The following is a 16,569-nucleotide window of genomic DNA, read 5'->3' as shown; positions in this document are numbered from 1 at the left end:
GGCCACCGCTGAGAGGTGCTCCCGGGGCGGTGCCCCCAGCCCACCACTGCCCTCAAGGGAAGGGCGCTCTGCGCCTTCCACCCGTCGCCCGCCACCGCCCTCGCTGGAGCGCTCCGCGCCCCCTTGTTCGTGCGAGCCCAGATCCGCAGTGTTCATGGACATGATGCTACCCCGATTTCGTCAGAGTGACGATTTCTGGGGTCCTTTATGCGACGGCCTGCCCTGGGTGGCAGCATGGAACCCGTGAGTGTCGCACCGGTGGAGATCGAGAAACCCGAGTCGAGTGAAGCGTCCTCGGCGGTACCCGAGCCCGATGTGCCCTGGGTCACGGTGGTTCACAACGACCCGGTGAACCTCATGAGCTATGTCACCTATGTCTTCCAGACCTACTTCGGCTACCCGAAGGACAAGGCGCACCGACTGATGTTGGACGTTCACCACAAGGGCCGCGCGATCGTCTCCAGCGGCAGCCGTGAGGAGATGGAACGCGACGTGCAGGCCATGCACGGGTACGGCCTGTGGGCCACCCTTCAGCAGGACCGCTGATGCTGGGGTACTTCGAGCCGCTGCCCGGCGGCGGGGCGTCGATCGCCCTGGACGAGGCCCAGGTGTCCATTCTGCGCAGCTTCGCCGTTCAGCTGCTGGAGCTGATCGGCCCGGGGCAGGACGCGGTCGGCGGGGCGGACCCGCTGGACGCGCTCTTCGCCGAGGGGCCCACCGAGCCGCCCTCCGATCCGGCGCTGGCCCGGCTCTTCCCGGACGCCTACGTGGACCCCGCCGCACCGCTGCCCGGTCCCGGGGATTCCGAGGCGGCGCGGGCGGCCGAGGAGGCGCGGGCCGCCTCCGCCGAGTTCCGCCGCTACACCGAGAACGACCTGCGGGCCCGCAAGCGCGAGGACGCGCTGGCGGTGGTGCGCTCGCTGGACGCGGTCGGCAGCCGGCTGGCCGCCGAGCGGGAGGCCGGCGACGGCGGGGACGGCGGGGAGGGTGCGACCGGTCCGGCCGCGGTGCTGGAGCTGGATCCGGAGCTGAGCCGGCGCTGGCTGGGCACCCTCAACGACCTGCGGCTGGCGGTCGGCACCCGGCTGGAGGTGAGCGACGAGGCGGACGGCAGCGAACTGCTGCGGCTGCCCGACTCCGACCCGCGCAAGCCGATGGCGGTCGCCTACATCTGGCTCGGTGAACTCCAGGAGACCCTGGTGGAAACACTGTGACGCCCACCGGGGCATGAAGTCCTGATCGCGTACCGGAATTGGCCACTTCGGCCAGCATTTCTGACATAACGGATAGGTGTTCGCTCAGCGGAGTCTCAACTTCGAATAACGATCACATTACCGCGTACGTCTTATTTGCTGACGCTTGTCCTTTGCGTCCGCTTCTTCCTGTGCTTCCCCTCACATTCGCCCGTGTGGATCTCTGTTGCGGGCGTGATAAATCTTCACGACCGCCGCGGACGCCACCCCTGTCCGCGGGGGCGCTTGGGCCGGCTGACCGCCGGTAGCACTCCATGAAATCCGGGGGGATCGGGACCCGATCCGAGCCGAGAGGCCGGGTCGGAATGGAGAAAGGCGTCCACAGCATGACCTCGGTGCAGGTCGACGAGCAGCATGGCGGCCACTCGGCCGCGGTCAACGAACCCGAAGAGGGTTACCAGCGCGGACTCGGTAACCGTCAGATCCAGATGATCGCCATCGGTGGCGCCATCGGTACCGGCCTGTTCCTCGGGGCAGGCAAGGCCATCTCCAAGGCCGGACCCAGCCTCATCCTGGCGTACGCCATCGCGGGCCTGGTCATCTTCTTCATCATGCGGGCCCTGGGCGAGCTGCTCATGTACCGCCCCGTCTCGGGCTCCTTCTCGGAGTACGCCCGCGAGTTCCTCGGCCCGTTCTTCGGCTTCGTGACCGGCTGGACGTACTGGCTCTTCTGGGTCGTCACCGGCATCACCGAGGTGACCGCGGCGGCCGCGTACGTGCAGTACTGGAACGAGGACATCCCGCAGTGGGCCTCGGCGCTGGTCTTCACCGTGCTGCTGTACTTCGTGAACCTGATCTCCGTGAAGCTCTTCGGTGAGCTGGAGTTCTGGTTCTCCATGGTCAAGGTCACCGCCATCATCGGCATGATCCTGATCGGCCTGGGCGTGATCCTTTTCGGCTTCTCCGACGCCGGCGACACCGCCTCCTTCAGTCAGCTGTGGAGCCACGGCGGCTTCTTCCCCAAGGGCATCGGCGGCACGCTGATGACCCTGCAGATCGTGATGTTCGCCTTCCTCGCCGTCGAGCTGGTCGGCGTCACCGCGGGCGAGGCCACCAACCCCAAGAAGACCCTGCCCCAGGCCATCAACACCGTGCCGTGGCGGATCGCCCTCTTCTACCTGGGCGCCCTCATCATCATCCTGTCCGTGGTCAGCTGGACCGTCTTCGAGCCCGGCGTGAGCCCCTTCGTGGCGGCCTTCGCCAAGATCGGCCTGCCGGCCGGCGCGGGCATCGTCAACTTCGTGGTGCTCACCGCGGCCCTGTCGTCCTGCAACTCCGGCATGTACTCCACCGGCCGGATGCTCCGCGACCTCTCGCTCAACGGCCAGGGCCCGAAGTTCTTCAACACGCTGTCGCCCTCGGGCCTGCCGCTGCGCGGTACCACCGTCTCCGCGGTCTTCATGCTGTTCGGCGTGTTCATCAACTACCAGTGGCCGGGCAAGGCGTTCGACTACGTGGTCTCCTTCGCCACCATCTCGGGCATGTGGGCCTGGATCATGATCCTCTGCTCCCAGCTGGTCTACCGCCGCAAGGTCAACGCCGGCCTGCTGCCGCGCTCGGACTTCCAGGCCCCCGGATACCCGTGGACCAGCGTCTTCGCGCTCGCCTTCATCGGCATGGTGATCGTGCTGATGGGCATCGACGAGGACGCCCGGATCTCGCTGTACTGCGCTCCGATCTGGGGCCTGATCATGGCCGTCTCGTACTTCGTGATCGGCAGGCGCAACCCCTCCGCCTTCGCCCGCAAGACCGAGGTCATCGACGCCACCGCCGCCGAGCGGGAGCCGGCCGACCGCGCCCCGCAGAACTGACCCACCGGCCCGCGAGGGCCGGCACCGAAGGGCTGCCCCAACAGCCCCGTCTCACCAGGCGGGCTCCGGATCTCACCTCCGGGGCCCGCCTGGGGCGTGTCTGCTTATCCTTCTCCCCATGCTGACCATCACCCAGGCCCTGCGCGACGAGATCGTCAAGCACGCCCGCGCCGACCACCCCGACGAGGCATGCGGAGTCATCGCCGGACCGGTCGGCAGCGGCCGGCCGGAGCGCTTCATCCCGATGCTCAACGCGGCCCGGTCGCCCACGTTCTACGAGTTCGACTCCGCCGACCTGCTCAAGCTCTACCGGGAGATGGACGACCGGGACGAGGAGCCGGTGGTCATCTACCACTCGCACACCGCCACCGAGGCGTACCCCTCCCGTACCGACATCACCTACGCCAACGAGCCGGGCGCCCACTATGTGCTGGTATCCACCGCCGAGTGCGGCAACGGCGAGGGCCCGGTGCAGTTCCGTTCGTTCCGCATCGTGGACGGAGAGGTCACCGAGGAGGAGGTTCGGGTGGTCGAGGACTACCCCGCCTGAGCCCCATCCCGCCATGTGGTCGCGAAACGTCCGGACCATGGGACAGATTTCCGAAGGTCGGTCCGGGAATCGATACGATGACCGCATGGTTGTCCAGGACGTGAGCGACATATAGGCCCGGCGCCCCCGCGCCGAGCCCCGCCGTACCTCCCCTGAACGTCGTCCGGGGTGCCCTCAGCCGCCGGACAGGCCCGCCGACCGCACCCCTCCCCGCGACAGGAGCCCCCCATGGCCATCGAGGTCCGCATCCCGACCATCCTCCGCACCTACACCGACGGCCAGAAGGCGGTCGAGGGCAAGGGCGCCACCCTCGCCGAGCTCATCGCCGACCTGGAGAGCCGGCACAGCGGCATCGAGGACCGCCTGATCGAGAACGGCAAGCTGCGCCGCTTCGTGAACGTCTACCTCAACGACGAGGACGTGCGCTTCCTCGACGGCCTGTCCACCGCGCTCGACGACGGCGACAGCGTCACCATCCTGCCGGCGGTGGCGGGCGGCTCCGAGCACGCCGCGGCCCACCTCGCCTGATGCGCTACGACAGCCCCCTCGCCGCGGTCGGCAACACCCCCCTGGTCCGACTGCCCCGGCTCTCGCCCTCCGCCGAGGTCTCGGTCTGGGCCAAGCTGGAGGACCGCAACCCCACCGGCTCGGTCAAGGACCGCCCCGCGCTCCATATGATCGAACAGGCGGAGAAGGACGGCCGGTTGCGCCCCGGCTGCACCATCCTGGAGCCGACCAGCGGCAACACCGGCATCTCCCTCGCCATGGCGGCCAAGCTCAAGGGCTACCGCATGGTGTGCGTCATGCCGGAGAACACCAGTCAGGAACGGCGCGGGCTGCTCGCCATGTGGGGCGCGGAGATCATCCCCTCGCCCGCGGCCGGCGGCTCCAACACCGCCGTGCGCATCGCCAAGGAACTGGCCGCCGAGCACCCGGACTGGGTGATGCTCTACCAGTACGGCAACCCGGACAACGCGGCCGCCCACTACGCCACCACCGGCCCAGAGATCCTCGCCGACCTGCCCACCATCACCCACTTCGTGGCCGGCCTGGGCACCACCGGCACCCTCATGGGCGTCGGCCGCTACCTGCGCGAGAACCGCCCCGAGGTGCAGATCGTCGCCGCCGAGCCGCGCTACGACGACGTGGTGTACGGACTGCGCAACCTCGACGAGGGCTTCGTCCCCGAGCTGTACGACGAGTCCGTCCTCACCACTCGCTTCTCGGTGGGCTCCGGCGACGCGGTGGCCCGCACCCGGGAACTCCTCGCCGAGGAGGGCATCTTCGCCGGCGTCTCCACCGGCGCCGCACTGCACGCCGCGCTCGGGATGGCCCGCAAGGCCGTCAAGGCGGGCCGCAGCGCCGACATCGTCTTCATCGTCGCCGACGGCGGCTGGAAGTACCTGTCCACCGGCGTGTACACGGCCCCCACCACCGAGGAAGCCATCGAGACCCTGCACGGCCAACTCTGGGCCTAGCCGCTCCTGGGCACCGCACGCCCGATCCGCGACAGCGGCCGTGCCCGTGTACGGACCGGGCCGTGAAGCCCTGGCGCCGACCCGGACGGGGAGGGCGCCCCTGAGCCGCCGGGCCGTGACATCCCCTCCGGAGGGGAAGGGCGGGGCCCCGACCCCGCGATACGACACCGTTCGGCCGGACCTCCCAGCGAGGTCCGGCCGTCCTGGTGATTCCAGCCACAACGGCGGCTCGTGGAGGAGCGACCTGGGCTTTCGCCCCTTACGCTCTTGGGCACCGCATGACCCCCGGACCCGCCCCTGGCCCTCGGCATGGGGACCCCCCCAAGGAGGTTCCTGCTTCATGAAGCTCACCGTCGTCGGATGCTCGGGGTCGTTCCCGTCCACGGAATCGGCCTGCTCGAGCTATCTCGTGGAGACCGACGACTTCCGGCTGCTCCTCGACATGGGCAACGGCGCCCTCGGCGAGTTGCAGCGCCACTGCGGCCTCTACGACCTCGACGCGGTGCTGCTGTCACATCTCCACCCCGACCACTGCATCGACATGTGCGGCTACTTCGTCGCCCGCTACTACCGGTTCGACGGCGGCCGGGCGCACGCCATCCCCGTCTACGGCCCCGAGGGCACCGAGCGGCGACTGGTCCGGGCGTACGACGACGTACCGGACGAGGCGTGCATGAGCGAGGTCTTCGACTTCCGCACCCTGACCCCCGGCAGCTTCCGCCTCGGTCCCTTCACGGTGCGGGTGGCCCGGGTCAGCCACCCGGTGGAGGCCTTCGGCTTCCGCATCGAGCACAACGGCCGGTCGCTGGTCTACTCGGGAGACACCGGCCCCTGCGAGGCGCTGCGCGAGCTGGCCGAGGGCGCCGACCTCTTCCTCTGCGAGGCCGCGTTCACCCACGGCAAGGAGGACATCCCCAACCTCCACCTCAACGGCCGCCAGGCCGGCGAGCACGCCCAGGCCGCCGGCGTCCGCCAGCTGGTCCTCACCCACATCCCCCCGTGGACCGACCCCCAGACCAACCAGCGCGACGCGCAGGAGGTCTTCGACGGCCCCGTCGAACTGGCCAAGACGGGCGCGGTCTACGAGCTCTAGCCGCGGACGGCGCGGCGAGGCGGCGGCACGACGGGGCGGCGGACGGGGGAGCAGCGGGAAGCCCCCGGAGGACACCGAAGCACCCGATGCCCCGAAAAGCAGACGCCGGGCGGGCTGGAGGATCCAGCCCGCCCGGCGGGGTTCCTCCCGGGCCGGCCCGGGAGGTCGAGGTCGAGGGTCAGGCGCCGCCGGCCGAAGCCGCGTCCCCGTTCTGGGCGGGCACCTTGTCCTGGGCCTTCTCCTTGAGCTTGGCCTTGCGCGCGGCCCGCTTCTCCGCGGCCGCCGCCTCGGCGGCCGCCTCCGCCGCCGCGTCGTCCAGCGTGTCCTCCGGCTCACGCCCCGGCGTCGGCAGGTTGAACTTGGTGATCGCGAAGCGGAACACCACGTAGTAGACGACGGCGAAGGCCAGACCGATCGGGATCAGCAGCCACGCCTTCTCGCTGTGCGAGTAGCCCAGCAGGTAGTCGATCAGGCCGCCGGAGAAGTTGAAACCGCTGCGGATGCCCAGCGCCCAGGTCAGGCCCATGGAGACACCGGTGAGCACGGCGTGGATGCCGTAGAGCACCGGGGCGATGAACATGAAGGAGAACTCGAGCGGCTCGGTGACACCGGTCACGAACGCGGTCAGCGAGACCGAGATCATCATGCCCAGCACGGCCTTGCGGCGCTCGGGGCGGGCGCAGTGCGCGATGGCCAGCGCGGCGGCCGGCAGCGCGAACATCATGATCGGGAAGAAGCCGGTCATGAACATTCCGGCGGTCGGGTCATCGTGGACGTAGCGCGCGATGTCGCCGTGGACGGTCTCGCCGCCGGACTTGAAGTCGCCGAACTGGAACCAGGCGAAGGTGTTCAGCAGCATGTGCATGCCGATGGGGATCAGCAGCCGGTTGATCACACCGAAGATGCCGGCGCCCAGTGAGCCGTTGTCGGAGAGCCACTCGGAGAAGTTGTTCAGGCCGTCACCGATCGGAGCCCAGGCGTAGCCGAAGAGCACGCCGTAGGCCAGGCCCGCGAAGGACATCAGGATCGGGATGAAGCGCCGGCCGCTGAAGAAGCCCAGCCAGTCGGGCAGCCGGGTGCGGTGGTACTTCTCCCACAGCACGGCCGCGGTCAGGCCCACCACGATGCCGCCGAGCACGCCCGGGTCCTGGGGCTTGCCGGTCACATCGCTGACGAAGCCGTTGAGCACCTCCCGGTAGACCAGGAAGCCGACCAGCGCGGCGAAGGCGGTGGAGCCGTCCGCCTTCTTGGCGAAGCCGATGGCCACACCGACGCAGAAGAGCAGGGCCAGGTTGGTCCCGAAGAGCGCGCCGCCCGCGTTGCTGAATATCTCGGCGACCTTGTTCCAGCCCAGGCCGTCCTGGCCGAAGACATCGGGCTGGCCGAGGCGGCTCAGGAGGCCCGCGGCGGGCAGTGCGGCCACCGGCAGCTGCAGGCTGCGCCCGATTTTCTGCATACCCTGGATGACGCCCGCGCCCCGCTTTTTAGCGGGAGCCTCCGTGGCGGTGGCCGTACTCATCGGATTCCTCCTGGTGAGGCGGGCGCTCGGGGGTTTGGGCAGCCCGCTTTGGTCTACACCACATTGGTGGTTTAGACCTGTTGTAACACGGCGGCAAGGGGCAGAGGAATCCAGAGTTCCAGGGTTTCGTGTGGTCTAAACCACATCGTTATCACCCCTCTCGATCGCCGGTGCGGTCTCGTGCGCATAATGGTGTAGACCACTCGCTGGCGAGGGGTGTCGGGGGCGTCGGGAGCGTCGATGCTCCTCGGTACGGCCTGCCGCACTCGATGGCCGTCCTCTTCACCAGGCGACGGACATACGCCTGCGAAGCTGGGCTGAACGTGGTTAACGTATGAAAATCGCTCATCGGTGCCGCCGAAGGGCCGAAACAACAGGAGTGGCCATGGCCAGCAAGGCTGAGAAGATCGTCGCCGGGCTCGGCGGTATCGACAACATCCTCGAGATCGAGGGGTGCATCACCCGGCTGCGCACCGAGGTCGAGGACGCGGGCCTGGTGAACGAAGCCGCGCTCAAGGCCGCCGGCGCGCACGGCGTCGTCAAGATGGGCTCCGCGATCCAGGTCGTGGTGGGCACCGACGCGGACCCGATCGCCGCCGAGATCGAAGACCTGATGTAACGAGCACCCCTCGGCCCCAGGCGGCCGGAAGCCCCGCGAACGGCGTCGGATGTCCGGATGATCGCCTGACGAACGGATGTCCGGGCCGGCGCCCGGTGAGCGGACATCGCCCCCGGCGAGCCGATGCGGCGCCCGGCCCGCCCCGACCGGCCGTCCGCACCCAGGGCCCCGCGGTCCCCCGGACCGATCGGGGCCCTCGGCGCAGCCGATAGGCTCGACCCCATGTCTCGTATCGACGGCCGTACCCCCGACCAGCTCCGCCCCGTGACCATCGAGCGCGCCTGGAGCAAGCACGCCGAGGGCTCCGTCCTCGTCTCCTTCGGGGACACCCGCGTCCTGTGCACCGCCAGCTTCACCGAGGGCGTGCCGCGCTGGCGCAAGGGCAGCGGCGAGGGCTGGGTCACCGCCGAGTACGCCATGCTGCCGCGCTCCACCAACACCCGCGGCGACCGCGAGTCGGTGCGCGGCAAGATCGGCGGCCGGACCCACGAGATCTCCCGCCTCATCGGCCGCTCGCTGCGCGCCGTCATCGACTTCAAGGCCCTCGGCGAGAACACCGTGGTCCTGGACTGCGATGTCCTCCAGGCCGACGGCGGCACCCGCACCGCGGCCATCACCGGTGCCTATGTCGCCCTCGCCGACGCGGTCGCCTGGGCCCAGGGCAAGAAGCTGATCAAGGCCAACCGCAAGCCGCTCACCGGCACCGTCGCCGCGGTCAGCGTCGGCATCGTGGACGGGGTGCCGCTGCTCGACCTCTGCTACGAGGAGGACGTGCGCGCCGAGACCGACATGAACGTGGTCTGCACCGGCGACGGCCGCTTCGTCGAGGTCCAGGGCACCGCCGAGGGCCAGCCCTTCGCCCGCGAGGAGCTGAACGGGCTGCTCGACCTCGCGGTGGCCGGCTGCGGCCAGCTCGACGCCCTCCAGCGCGAGGCCCTCGCCGCCACCCTCTGAGCGGTCCGCGAGCCGGGCGGGCACCCGGTCTGGAAGCAACCCGGCGCGGGGGTTCCGGCGTTCTATCAGACGGCAGGGCCGGGGCGCGTCCGTCGCGGTACGGGGCGCCCGCGGCCGCGATCCAGGGGAGGGAGCCCGCCATGCCCGCACACCGGCCGCATCCGCCGACCGGCCATCACCACCACGCCCCGGCCGCGGACCACCGACCTGGGCAAGGCCGGGCCGGGGAGGTCCGGCCGGGGCACGGCTGGGCCGAACACGACCGGCAGGGGTGTGAGCGGGGCGGGTCTGTCTCGCCGGGGAACGACCGGCCGGGCCGCGATCGGGCCGGGGCCGATTCAGCCCGGCCGAGCCCGGCCCGGCCCGCCCAGGCCGCCGGCCCGGCACCCCGCCCGCGCCGGAGCCGTGCCGCCGGGCCGGTGGCCGCCGCGCTCACCGCTGCCGCGCTCGCCCTGTCCATACCGTTGCTGACCGGCTGCGACTCGGTCCGCAAGGCGGTGGACTGCGCCCGCCTCGCGGTGGAGATCTCCAATGACGTGAACGACCTGCAGAGCGCGCTCACCGCCACCGCGGTCAACCCGGACGACGCCGACCGGATCATCGACAGCCTCGACCGGGACCTCGCCAAGCTCGACAAGCGGACCGACAACACGGACGTCGGCAAGGCGGTGGACAACCTCCAGCAGGCCGTGGACAACGTGCGGACCGCCCTCGACCGAGGTGAGAAGCCCGACCTCAGCCCGGTGGCCGCCGCCGCCGGCGAGCTGACCGACGTCTGCACACCGGGATAATCGTTCAATGCAGTCACACTCCCAGGGGTCCGCCCCCGAACACCGCCGTCTGATCCTGGCCACCCGGAACGCCAACAAGGTCATAGAGCTGCGGGCGATCCTCGCCGGTGCCGGGCTCGACCTGGAGCTGGTCGGCGCCGACGCCTACCCGGAGATCCCGGACGTCAAGGAGACCGGCACCAGCTTCGCCGAGAACGCGCTGCTCAAGGCCGTCACCCTGGCCCGCGCCACCGGCCTGCCCGCGATCGCCGACGACTCCGGGCTCTGCGTGGACGTACTCGGCGGCGCCCCCGGCATCTTCTCCGCCCGCTGGGCGGGCCGGCACGGCGACGACAAGGCCAACCTGGACCTGCTGCTCGCCCAGCTCTCCGACATCGACGACGAGCACCGCGCCGCCCACTTCGCCTGCGCCGCGGCACTGGCCCTGCCGGACGGGCGGGAGCGGGTCGTGGAGGGGCGGCTGGAGGGCACCCTCCGTCATGAGCCCGCCGGCACCGGCGGCTTCGGCTACGACCCGATCCTCCAGCCGAACGGCGAGACCCGCACCTGCGCCGAGCTGACCCCCGAGGAGAAGAACGCGATCAGCCACCGCGGCAAGGCGTTCCGCGCGCTGGTACCGGTGGTGCGGGAGCTGTTGGGCTGATCCCGGCCGGTACGACGATGGCCTGCGAATCAGAGGAACGATTCGCAGGCCATAGCGTGCGGCGGAAGGGATTCGAACCCTCAAGCCCTGTCACGGGCCACAGATCCTAAGTCTGCTGCGTCGCCATTGCGCCACCGCCGCCGATCATTCGCCATCGTAGCGGGCCCGTGGCGGCCACTGATACGGAGGCGGGAAGTCGGGGCGGTTCTTCCGGATCCGGCCGGGTGCCGCCGGCCCGCCGGGTTCGAGGGGGCAGGCTCTCAGACAGCTGCCCGCGGCACCTTGCCACGGTTCCGGCCGCACCAGGTGTCGGTGATGGCATGGCAGTTGGGGCAGAGATAGCGGAGGTTCTCCGGGCGGTTGTCGAGCCAGTCGCCGTTGATGTGGTCGATCTGGAGGGTCAGCGAGGCGCCGCGCCATTCCCCGGAGTTTCCGCAGCCGGCGCATCGGCAGTCGACACCGATCTCGCCGAGGGCGCGGTGGAGCCGTTCGCGGTTCACCCGGGGCGATCCCGGGGGATACCGCCTCAGCGTCTCCTCGGCGATGCGCGGGCGCGGCCTGCTCGGGACGGTTAGTCCGCTGCGGCGCCTGAAGTGCGAGGTGTCGAGGGCGAGCTGGGCCACCCGGCGCCGAACGTGGCGATGGTTCGCGCTGTCCGCCCTGAGGCCGAGCGTCCGCATCACCTCGGCGTAGCTGGTGGCCGTGGCGACCGCTTCGCGCAGGGCTTCGTCCGGTAGCGAGGTACGGGTGTGGGTGAAGTGGCGGGTGTCCACCTCCAGGGCGGTGAGCAGCCGCCGCAGGGCGGCACGCGAGGCGCTGTCTCCGTCGGCGATCCCCAGCCGCCGTGCGGCGGCCCGGAGACTGCGGGCGCCGTCCACGGCCGCCAGCAGCTCGTCGCGGGTGAAGGGCAGTTCGACGGGCGAGCGCTGGAGGCCGGGGAAGTGGCCGGCATCGATGTTCGCGGCGGCTATCCGCCGGCGGATGTGCGACATCGTGCCGGTGGCCGGTCTGGCGCCCAACCTGTCCACCACCTCGCGCAGGGTGGTGGAGGAGGCCACGGCGGCGGCGATCGCCTCGTCCGGGTACCTGAGCCGTGGGCTGGACCGGGCGAAGTGACCGGTGTCGATTCCGAAGTCGGCGACGGCGCGCTGGAGGCTCCGGCGTCTTCCTCCGCTCGGCCTGAGGTCGAGCCGGCGCATCAGTTCGGCCCAGGAGGTGGACTCGGCGACGGCCGCCGCGAGGCGGGCGTGGGTGTAGGGGCTGGGCGGCATGGGGATCCCCCTTCGGGTGCGCGGGTGCGCGGCCTCGAACGGGTCAACGATCCGCATACCGGAAGGTTGCGTCCGATATGCGGAATGGCCCGTACCGCTTTCGCGCTGCGGGCCATTCCGGGATTTCGGGGCCGGGTGCCGGGAACCCGTGGCCCCGGACCCCTGGGCTCTACAGCCCCAGATCCTTGATGATCTTGGCGACATGGCCGGTGGCCTTGACGTTGTACAGGGCTCGCTCCACCTTGCCCTGCTCGTCGACGATCACCGTGGAGCGGATGACGCCGGTGACCGTCTTGCCGTAGAGCTTCTTCTCGCCGAAGGCGCCGTACGCCTCCAGGACGGTCTTGTCCGGGTCGCCGACCAGCGTGACCCTGAGCTCCTCCTTCTCACGGAACTTGGCCAGCTTCTCCGGCTTGTCGGGGGAGATGCCGATGACGTCGTAGCCGTGGCCGGCGAGGAAGTCGAGGTTGTCGGTGAAGTCGCAGGCCTGCTTGGTGCAGCCGGGGGTGAGGGCGGCGGGGTAGAAGTAGACGATGACCTTGCGGCCCGCGTGGTCGGCGAGCGAGACCGGCTTGCCGTCCGCGTCGGGCAGGGTGAAGGCGGGGGCGGTGTCCCCGGGCTGGAGTCGCTCGCTCATGGCTCTCCTCGTGAGGTGCGGTTGGGGCGGGGCCTGCCGCGCCGGCGGGCGCGAGGGCCACCCCCGACATTAGTCAGCCGCGCAAACGGGGGTGCTGTGGGGCGCGGCGTGGGTGAAGCTGACAGACTGTCCACCACGGACGTACTGAGATCAACGGAAATGTGACGGAGGCAGCGCGGTGTCGGATGCCAGGACCCCTGCGCAGATCGAGGCGGACATCGCCCGCAGGCGGCAGGAGCTCGCGCTCACCCTCGACGAGATCGGGGTGCGGCTGCACCCGAAGACGATCATCGGCGATGCGAAGGCGAAGGCGGTCTCCACCGTGGACCGCACCGCCGGGCGGGCCTATGCGACCGCCCACCGGATGGTGACCACCATCCGCGGCCAGCTGGTCTCGGAGGACGGGACGCCGCGCCTGGAGCGGGTCGTGCCGGTGGCGATGGTGGTGGTCGGCGTGGTCGGGCTGATCGCGGTCTCGGGGCGCCACCAGGACCGCTGAGCCGCGGTCGCCGCGTACGGTACGTGCCCGCCGGGGCACCCGAACCCGCCCGGTGGCGCGTGCGCACCGGCCGGGCAGGTACCGTCTTGGGGTGAGTGTGAACACGTCCCATGACAAGCTGCCCATCCGGATGCTCCACGACCGCGTGCTGGTCCGTACCGACATCCCGGAGGGTGAGCGCCGGTCGACCGGCGGCATTGTGATTCCGGCCACCGCCGCGGTGGGCCGGCGGCTGGCCTGGGCCGAGGTGGTCGCGGTCGGGCAGAACGTGCGGACCGTGGAACCGGGCGACCGGGTGCTGTACGACCCGGAGGACCGGGCCGAGGTCGAGGTGCGGGGCGTCGCCTATGTGCTGATGCGCGAGCGCGATCTGCACGCGGTGGCGGCGGAGCGGCTGGAGGGGTCGGAGGACTCCACCGGGCTGTACCTGTAGCGATTCGACGGCCGGGCCGCACCTGAGGCGGTTCGACGGCCAAGCCGTGCCTGTGTCTGCTTGGCGGCGCCGGTCCGGCGCGAAGGGTGGTGACCTGGGTCACCACCCTTTTTCATGCCTTTTGCTACCGTCGAATGTTCCCGACGAGACGCGCCGTACCGGGTCACGCAAAGACGACGCACCCCCTGTTGTCGTCCGTGCAATGCGTGGAGGTGCCGTCATGGCCTGGATTCTGCTGATCGTGGCCGGTCTGCTGGAGGTGGCCTGGTCGATCGGGCTGAAGTACACCGAGGGCTTCACCCGGCTCTGGCCCAGTGTGGGCACCGTCGCCGGGATCGTCGCCAGCATGCTGCTGCTCTCCCAGGCCGCCAGGTCGCTGCCGATCGGCACCGCCTACGGCGTGTGGGTGGGCATCGGCGCGGCCGGTGCGGCGGTACTCGGCATGGTGGTGCTCGGTGAGCCGGCCACCGCGGCCCGGATCTTCTTCGTGGTGCTGCTGCTGGTGGCGGTGGTCGGCCTGAAGGCGACCTCGGGCCACTGACCCGGCGGGGCCACCGGCCGACGGGATCCTGAAAGCGCGCGGCGCCCGCCACCCGTGGGGGTGGCGGGCGCCGCTGCCGTTGGTGCCCTAGTAGTCGCTGAAGGTTCCGCCGGGGTCGCCTGCCCCGCCGGGGTCACCCGCGCCGCCCGGGTCGCCGCCCGGGTCACCGCCGGGTCCGCCCGGTCCGCCGGGGCCACCAGAGTCGGTCGGGGGCAGCGTGGGCGGGTTGGTGGGCGGCGTCGTCGGCGGGATCGTCGGCGCCTGGCTGGAGGGCTCCTCGCTGGGCGTGCCGGTGGGCGACTCGGGCGAGTCCGTGTCGCCGGTGGCCGGCGGGGCGGTGCCGGTGGTCGGCTGGTCACCGGAGGGCAGCTGCGGGTTGCTCGGGCCGCCCGCGGTGTCCAGGTCGAACTCCTTGACCGGCTTCCCCTTGAGCGCTTCCTTCGTGTACGCGGCCCAGATCTCGGCCGGGGCGCCACCGCCGTTGATGCGCGGCAGTCCGGTCGCCCCGTACAGCGGCTTCTGCACGCCGGTGTCGGAGTCCTGGCCCATCACGGAGACCACGGTCACCAGGTCCGGGGTGTAGCCCGCGAACCAGGCGGCCTTGTCCTCCTCGGCGGTGCCGGTCTTGCCCGCCGCGGGGCGTCCGGCGGCCTGCGCCGCGGTGGCGGTTCCGCCCCGCACCACGCTCTGCAGGATCGCGGTGGTGGAGTCGGCGGCGGCCCGCGGCACGGCCTGCTCGACCTCGCCCCGGTCCGGAACCTCGATCTCCTTGTCATTCTTGGTGATCTTGGAGACCAGGGTGTACTGGCCGCGCTTGCCGTGGTTGGCGAGGGTCGCGTACGCCTGGGTCATCTCCAGCACGCTGGCGTTGGCGGTGCCCAGCGCGATGGACGGGTACGGCTCCATGTCCGGGGTCTTCTCCGGCAGGCCGAGGGCCACGGCGGTCTGCTTGACCTTGGCCGGGCCGACGTCCACCGCCATCTGGGCGTAGACGGAGTTGACGGACCGGTCGGTGGCCTCGGTGACGGTGATCGGGCCGTAGGAGCCGCCGTCCTCGTTCTCCGGGGCGTAGGGCCCGCCGCTCCAGCCGGTCACCGGGCGGCGGTTGGAGCCGTCGTAGATGGTGTTCGGGGTGATCTTGCGGCCGTCCTGGGTGGCGGAGCCGTTCTGCGCCGCCGAGGTGTAGACGAACGGCTTGAAGGTGGAGCCGACCTGGTAGTCGTGCCGGGTGGCGTTGCTGACGAACTGCTTGGTGTAGTCGATGCCTCCGTAGAGCGCGACGACCTTTCCGGTCTTGGGGTCGATCGAGGCGCCGCCGGCCCGGACGTACTTGTCCACCTTCCGGTTCTTCTTGTCCAGCTTGCTCATCAGCTTGTCGTGCACGGCGGCGACGAAGGCGTCCTGCTTCTTCCGGTCGATGGTGGTGGTGATCCGGTAGCCGCCGCGGTCCAGGGTCTGCTCGTCGATGATGTCGTTGTCGATCAGGTAGTGCTTGACGGCCTCGACCAGATAGCCGCGCTGGCCGGACATCGCGGACTGCGCCTTGATCTTCTGGGGCATCGGGAACTTCATGGCGTCCCGCTCCGAGGAGCTCAGCCAGCCCTTCTTCACCATGCCGTCGAGCACGTACCGCCAGCGCGCCTCGGCCTTCGGCCTGTTCTCCGGGTAGGCCACCACGTCATAGGCGCTGGGCGCGTTGAGCAGGGTGGCCAGATACGCCGCCTCGGCGGTGTCGATCTTCCCTATGTCCTTGCCGTAGTACGCCTGGGCGGCGGCCTGGATGCCGTAGGAGTTGCGCCCGAAGTAGCTGGTGTTGAGGTAGCCCTCCAGGATGTCGTCCTTGTCCACCTCGCGGTCCAGCTTTATCGCGATGAAGAACTCCTTGACCTTGCGGGAGACCGTCTGCTCCTGGTCCAGGTAGTAGTTCTTGACGTACTGCTGGGTGATGGTGGAACCGGACTGCTTGCCCTTGCCGGTGGCGGTGTTCCAGCCGGCGCGGATCATGGCCAGCGGGTTGACCGCCGACTCGGAGTAGAAGTCGCGGTCCTCGGCCGCCAGCACCGCGTGCTGGGCGGTCTCGGGCACCTGGCTGAGGTGGACGTTCTCCCGGTTGACATCGCCGTCGCGGGCCATCGGGGTGCCGTCCGAGTACAGGTAGACGGTGGTCTGCCGGGTGGCCATGGCGTTGGCCTCGGGGATGTCCACCATCATGTAGCCGGCCACCAGCGCGCCGCCGCACAGCAGCACCACGAAGAGGAAGGCGCCCAGCACCATCCGCCAGGTGGGCACCAGCCGCCGCCAGCCCTTGCGCTTGGCCTTCCGGGCCGCCTTCTTGGCCTTGCGGGCCTCCTTGCGGCTCTTGCGCGGCGGGGTGGGGGCCTCGGCGGAGTCGGGAGCGCCGGGGCCACCGGAGGCGCCGGCGGCGGCGAGGGCGCTCGGAGCGCCGGGGCCGCCGGGGCCGCCGGGACGGCCCGGGG

At 70.4% G+C, this 16,569-nt stretch carries 18 protein-coding genes, 1 tRNA gene and 1 riboswitch; of the genes, 14 read left to right on the top strand and 5 right to left on the bottom strand.

Annotated elements, in window-relative coordinates:
- The first annotated feature begins 234 nt into the window (after positions 1-234).
- From clpS to E4099_RS15775, 7 genes are all read left to right on the top strand, one after another.
- The gene (clpS, locus tag E4099_RS15805) at positions 235-546 is read left to right on the top strand and encodes an ATP-dependent Clp protease adapter ClpS (RefSeq protein WP_135339698.1); all 312 of its coding nucleotides are present in this window, start codon (positions 235-237) and stop codon (positions 544-546) included.
- Positions 546-1,214 carry a DUF2017 domain-containing protein gene (locus E4099_RS15800; RefSeq protein WP_135339697.1) on the top strand — a complete coding sequence of 223 codons (669 nt, stop codon included), beginning with the start codon at positions 546-548 and terminating at the stop codon, positions 1,212-1,214. The genes clpS and E4099_RS15800 overlap by 1 nt, the downstream gene beginning before the upstream one ends.
- 365 nt (positions 1,215-1,579) lie before the next feature.
- Positions 1,580-3,064, top strand: a complete 1,485-nt coding sequence (locus tag E4099_RS15795; protein WP_135339696.1) for an amino acid permease — start codon at positions 1,580-1,582, stop codon at positions 3,062-3,064.
- A 118-nt stretch (positions 3,065-3,182) separates the two neighbouring features.
- Entirely contained in the window at positions 3,183-3,614 is a 432-nt protein-coding gene (locus tag E4099_RS15790) for a M67 family metallopeptidase (RefSeq protein ID WP_135339695.1), read from the top strand.
- 228 nt (positions 3,615-3,842) lie between these two features.
- A complete protein-coding gene (locus E4099_RS15785; protein WP_135339694.1) occupies positions 3,843-4,142 on the top strand; it encodes a MoaD/ThiS family protein in 300 nt (99 codons plus the stop codon).
- Positions 4,142-5,092, top strand: a complete 951-nt coding sequence (locus E4099_RS15780; protein ID WP_135339693.1) for a PLP-dependent cysteine synthase family protein — start codon at positions 4,142-4,144, stop codon at positions 5,090-5,092. The genes E4099_RS15785 and E4099_RS15780 overlap by 1 nt, the downstream gene beginning before the upstream one ends.
- 340 nt (positions 5,093-5,432) lie before the next feature.
- Complete coding sequence (locus tag E4099_RS15775; RefSeq protein WP_135339692.1) at positions 5,433-6,185, top strand: MBL fold metallo-hydrolase; 753 nt, start codon at positions 5,433-5,435, stop codon at positions 6,183-6,185.
- A gap of 178 nt (positions 6,186-6,363) precedes the next feature.
- On the opposite strand, the gene E4099_RS15770 is transcribed toward E4099_RS15775, so the two are convergent.
- The gene (locus E4099_RS15770; RefSeq protein WP_135339691.1) at positions 6,364-7,704 is read right to left on the bottom strand and encodes a PTS transporter subunit EIIC; all 1,341 of its coding nucleotides are present in this window, start codon (positions 7,702-7,704) and stop codon (positions 6,364-6,366) included.
- A 334-nt stretch (positions 7,705-8,038) separates the two neighbouring features.
- Between E4099_RS15770 and E4099_RS15765 the strand changes: the two genes are divergently transcribed.
- The 4 genes from E4099_RS15765 to rdgB all read left to right on the top strand — a co-directional run bounded on the left by E4099_RS15765 (position 8,039) and on the right by rdgB (position 10,711).
- On the top strand, positions 8,039-8,323 hold the full coding sequence (locus tag E4099_RS15765; RefSeq protein ID WP_135339690.1) for a PTS sugar transporter subunit IIB: 285 nt from the start codon (positions 8,039-8,041) through the stop codon (positions 8,321-8,323).
- Between the two features lie 222 nt (positions 8,324-8,545).
- Positions 8,546-9,277: a ribonuclease PH gene (rph, locus tag E4099_RS15760; protein ID WP_135339689.1), complete on the top strand. Its 732-nt coding sequence runs from the start codon at positions 8,546-8,548 to the stop codon at positions 9,275-9,277.
- A 419-nt stretch (positions 9,278-9,696) separates the two neighbouring features.
- Positions 9,697-10,068, top strand: a complete 372-nt coding sequence (locus E4099_RS15755; RefSeq protein ID WP_135339688.1) for a hypothetical protein — start codon at positions 9,697-9,699, stop codon at positions 10,066-10,068.
- Positions 10,069-10,075: 7 nt separating this feature from the next.
- On the top strand, positions 10,076-10,711 hold the full coding sequence (rdgB, locus tag E4099_RS15750; RefSeq protein ID WP_135339687.1) for an RdgB/HAM1 family non-canonical purine NTP pyrophosphatase: 636 nt from the start codon (positions 10,076-10,078) through the stop codon (positions 10,709-10,711).
- Positions 10,712-10,768: 57 nt separating this feature from the next.
- Here the strand turns inward: rdgB and E4099_RS15745 are convergent.
- The 3 genes from E4099_RS15745 to bcp form a co-directional block, all read right to left on the bottom strand.
- Positions 10,769-10,852, bottom strand: a tRNA-Leu gene (locus E4099_RS15745).
- A gap of 119 nt (positions 10,853-10,971) precedes the next feature.
- Complete coding sequence (locus E4099_RS15740; protein WP_245244882.1) at positions 10,972-12,039, bottom strand: HNH endonuclease signature motif containing protein; 1,068 nt, start codon at positions 12,037-12,039, stop codon at positions 10,972-10,974.
- A gap of 112 nt (positions 12,040-12,151) precedes the next feature.
- Positions 12,152-12,619: a thioredoxin-dependent thiol peroxidase gene (gene bcp, locus E4099_RS15735; RefSeq protein ID WP_135339686.1), complete on the bottom strand. Its 468-nt coding sequence runs from the start codon at positions 12,617-12,619 to the stop codon at positions 12,152-12,154.
- Positions 12,620-12,797: 178 nt separating this feature from the next.
- Between bcp and E4099_RS15730 the strand changes: the two genes are divergently transcribed.
- The 3 genes from E4099_RS15730 to E4099_RS15720 all read left to right on the top strand — a co-directional run bounded on the left by E4099_RS15730 (position 12,798) and on the right by E4099_RS15720 (position 14,092).
- On the top strand, positions 12,798-13,118 hold the full coding sequence (locus E4099_RS15730; RefSeq protein ID WP_135339685.1) for a DUF3618 domain-containing protein: 321 nt from the start codon (positions 12,798-12,800) through the stop codon (positions 13,116-13,118).
- 91 nt (positions 13,119-13,209) lie between these two features.
- Positions 13,210-13,551: a GroES family chaperonin gene (locus E4099_RS15725; RefSeq protein ID WP_135339684.1), complete on the top strand. Its 342-nt coding sequence runs from the start codon at positions 13,210-13,212 to the stop codon at positions 13,549-13,551.
- Between the two features lie 123 nt (positions 13,552-13,674).
- Positions 13,675-13,734, top strand: a riboswitch (guanidine-III (ykkC-III) riboswitch).
- Positions 13,735-13,771: 37 nt separating this feature from the next.
- Positions 13,772-14,092 carry a DMT family transporter gene (locus E4099_RS15720; protein ID WP_135339683.1) on the top strand — a complete coding sequence of 107 codons (321 nt, stop codon included), beginning with the start codon at positions 13,772-13,774 and terminating at the stop codon, positions 14,090-14,092.
- 87 nt (positions 14,093-14,179) lie between these two features.
- On the opposite strand, the gene E4099_RS15715 is transcribed toward E4099_RS15720, so the two are convergent.
- A partial coding sequence (locus tag E4099_RS15715) for a transglycosylase domain-containing protein (RefSeq protein ID WP_245244881.1) occupies positions 14,180-16,569 on the bottom strand: 2,390 nt, incomplete at its 5' end.

Origin of the sequence: Streptomyces palmae (assembly GCF_004684805.1) — a bacterium.
In the GTDB taxonomy this organism is placed as follows: domain Bacteria; phylum Actinomycetota; class Actinomycetes; order Streptomycetales; family Streptomycetaceae; genus Streptomyces; species Streptomyces palmae.
Note: the sequence above shows the minus strand (reverse complement) of the source record. Positions and strands in the feature narration are given on the sequence as shown.

Excerpts from the sequence above, each read along its gene's own strand:
- clpS (WP_135339698.1), top strand. The coding sequence starts at position 235 with ATGGAACCCGTGAGTGTCGCACCGGTGGAGATCGAGAAACCCGAGTCG.
- E4099_RS15800 (WP_135339697.1), top strand. The coding sequence starts at position 546 with ATGCTGGGGTACTTCGAGCCGCTGCCCGGCGGCGGGGCGTCGATCGCC.
- E4099_RS15795 (WP_135339696.1), top strand. The coding sequence starts at position 1,580 with ATGACCTCGGTGCAGGTCGACGAGCAGCATGGCGGCCACTCGGCCGCG.
- E4099_RS15790 (WP_135339695.1), top strand. The coding sequence starts at position 3,183 with ATGCTGACCATCACCCAGGCCCTGCGCGACGAGATCGTCAAGCACGCC.
- E4099_RS15785 (WP_135339694.1), top strand. The coding sequence starts at position 3,843 with ATGGCCATCGAGGTCCGCATCCCGACCATCCTCCGCACCTACACCGAC.
- E4099_RS15780 (WP_135339693.1), top strand. The coding sequence starts at position 4,142 with ATGCGCTACGACAGCCCCCTCGCCGCGGTCGGCAACACCCCCCTGGTC.
- E4099_RS15775 (WP_135339692.1), top strand. The coding sequence starts at position 5,433 with ATGAAGCTCACCGTCGTCGGATGCTCGGGGTCGTTCCCGTCCACGGAA.
- E4099_RS15770 (WP_135339691.1), bottom strand. The coding sequence starts at position 7,704 with ATGAGTACGGCCACCGCCACGGAGGCTCCCGCTAAAAAGCGGGGCGCG.
- E4099_RS15765 (WP_135339690.1), top strand. The coding sequence starts at position 8,039 with ATGAAAATCGCTCATCGGTGCCGCCGAAGGGCCGAAACAACAGGAGTG.
- rph (WP_135339689.1), top strand. The coding sequence starts at position 8,546 with ATGTCTCGTATCGACGGCCGTACCCCCGACCAGCTCCGCCCCGTGACC.
- rdgB (WP_135339687.1), top strand. The coding sequence starts at position 10,076 with ATGCAGTCACACTCCCAGGGGTCCGCCCCCGAACACCGCCGTCTGATC.
- E4099_RS15740 (WP_245244882.1), bottom strand. The coding sequence starts at position 12,039 with ATGCGGATCGTTGACCCGTTCGAGGCCGCGCACCCGCGCACCCGAAGG.
- bcp (WP_135339686.1), bottom strand. The coding sequence starts at position 12,619 with ATGAGCGAGCGACTCCAGCCCGGGGACACCGCCCCCGCCTTCACCCTG.
- E4099_RS15720 (WP_135339683.1), top strand. The coding sequence starts at position 13,772 with ATGGCCTGGATTCTGCTGATCGTGGCCGGTCTGCTGGAGGTGGCCTGG.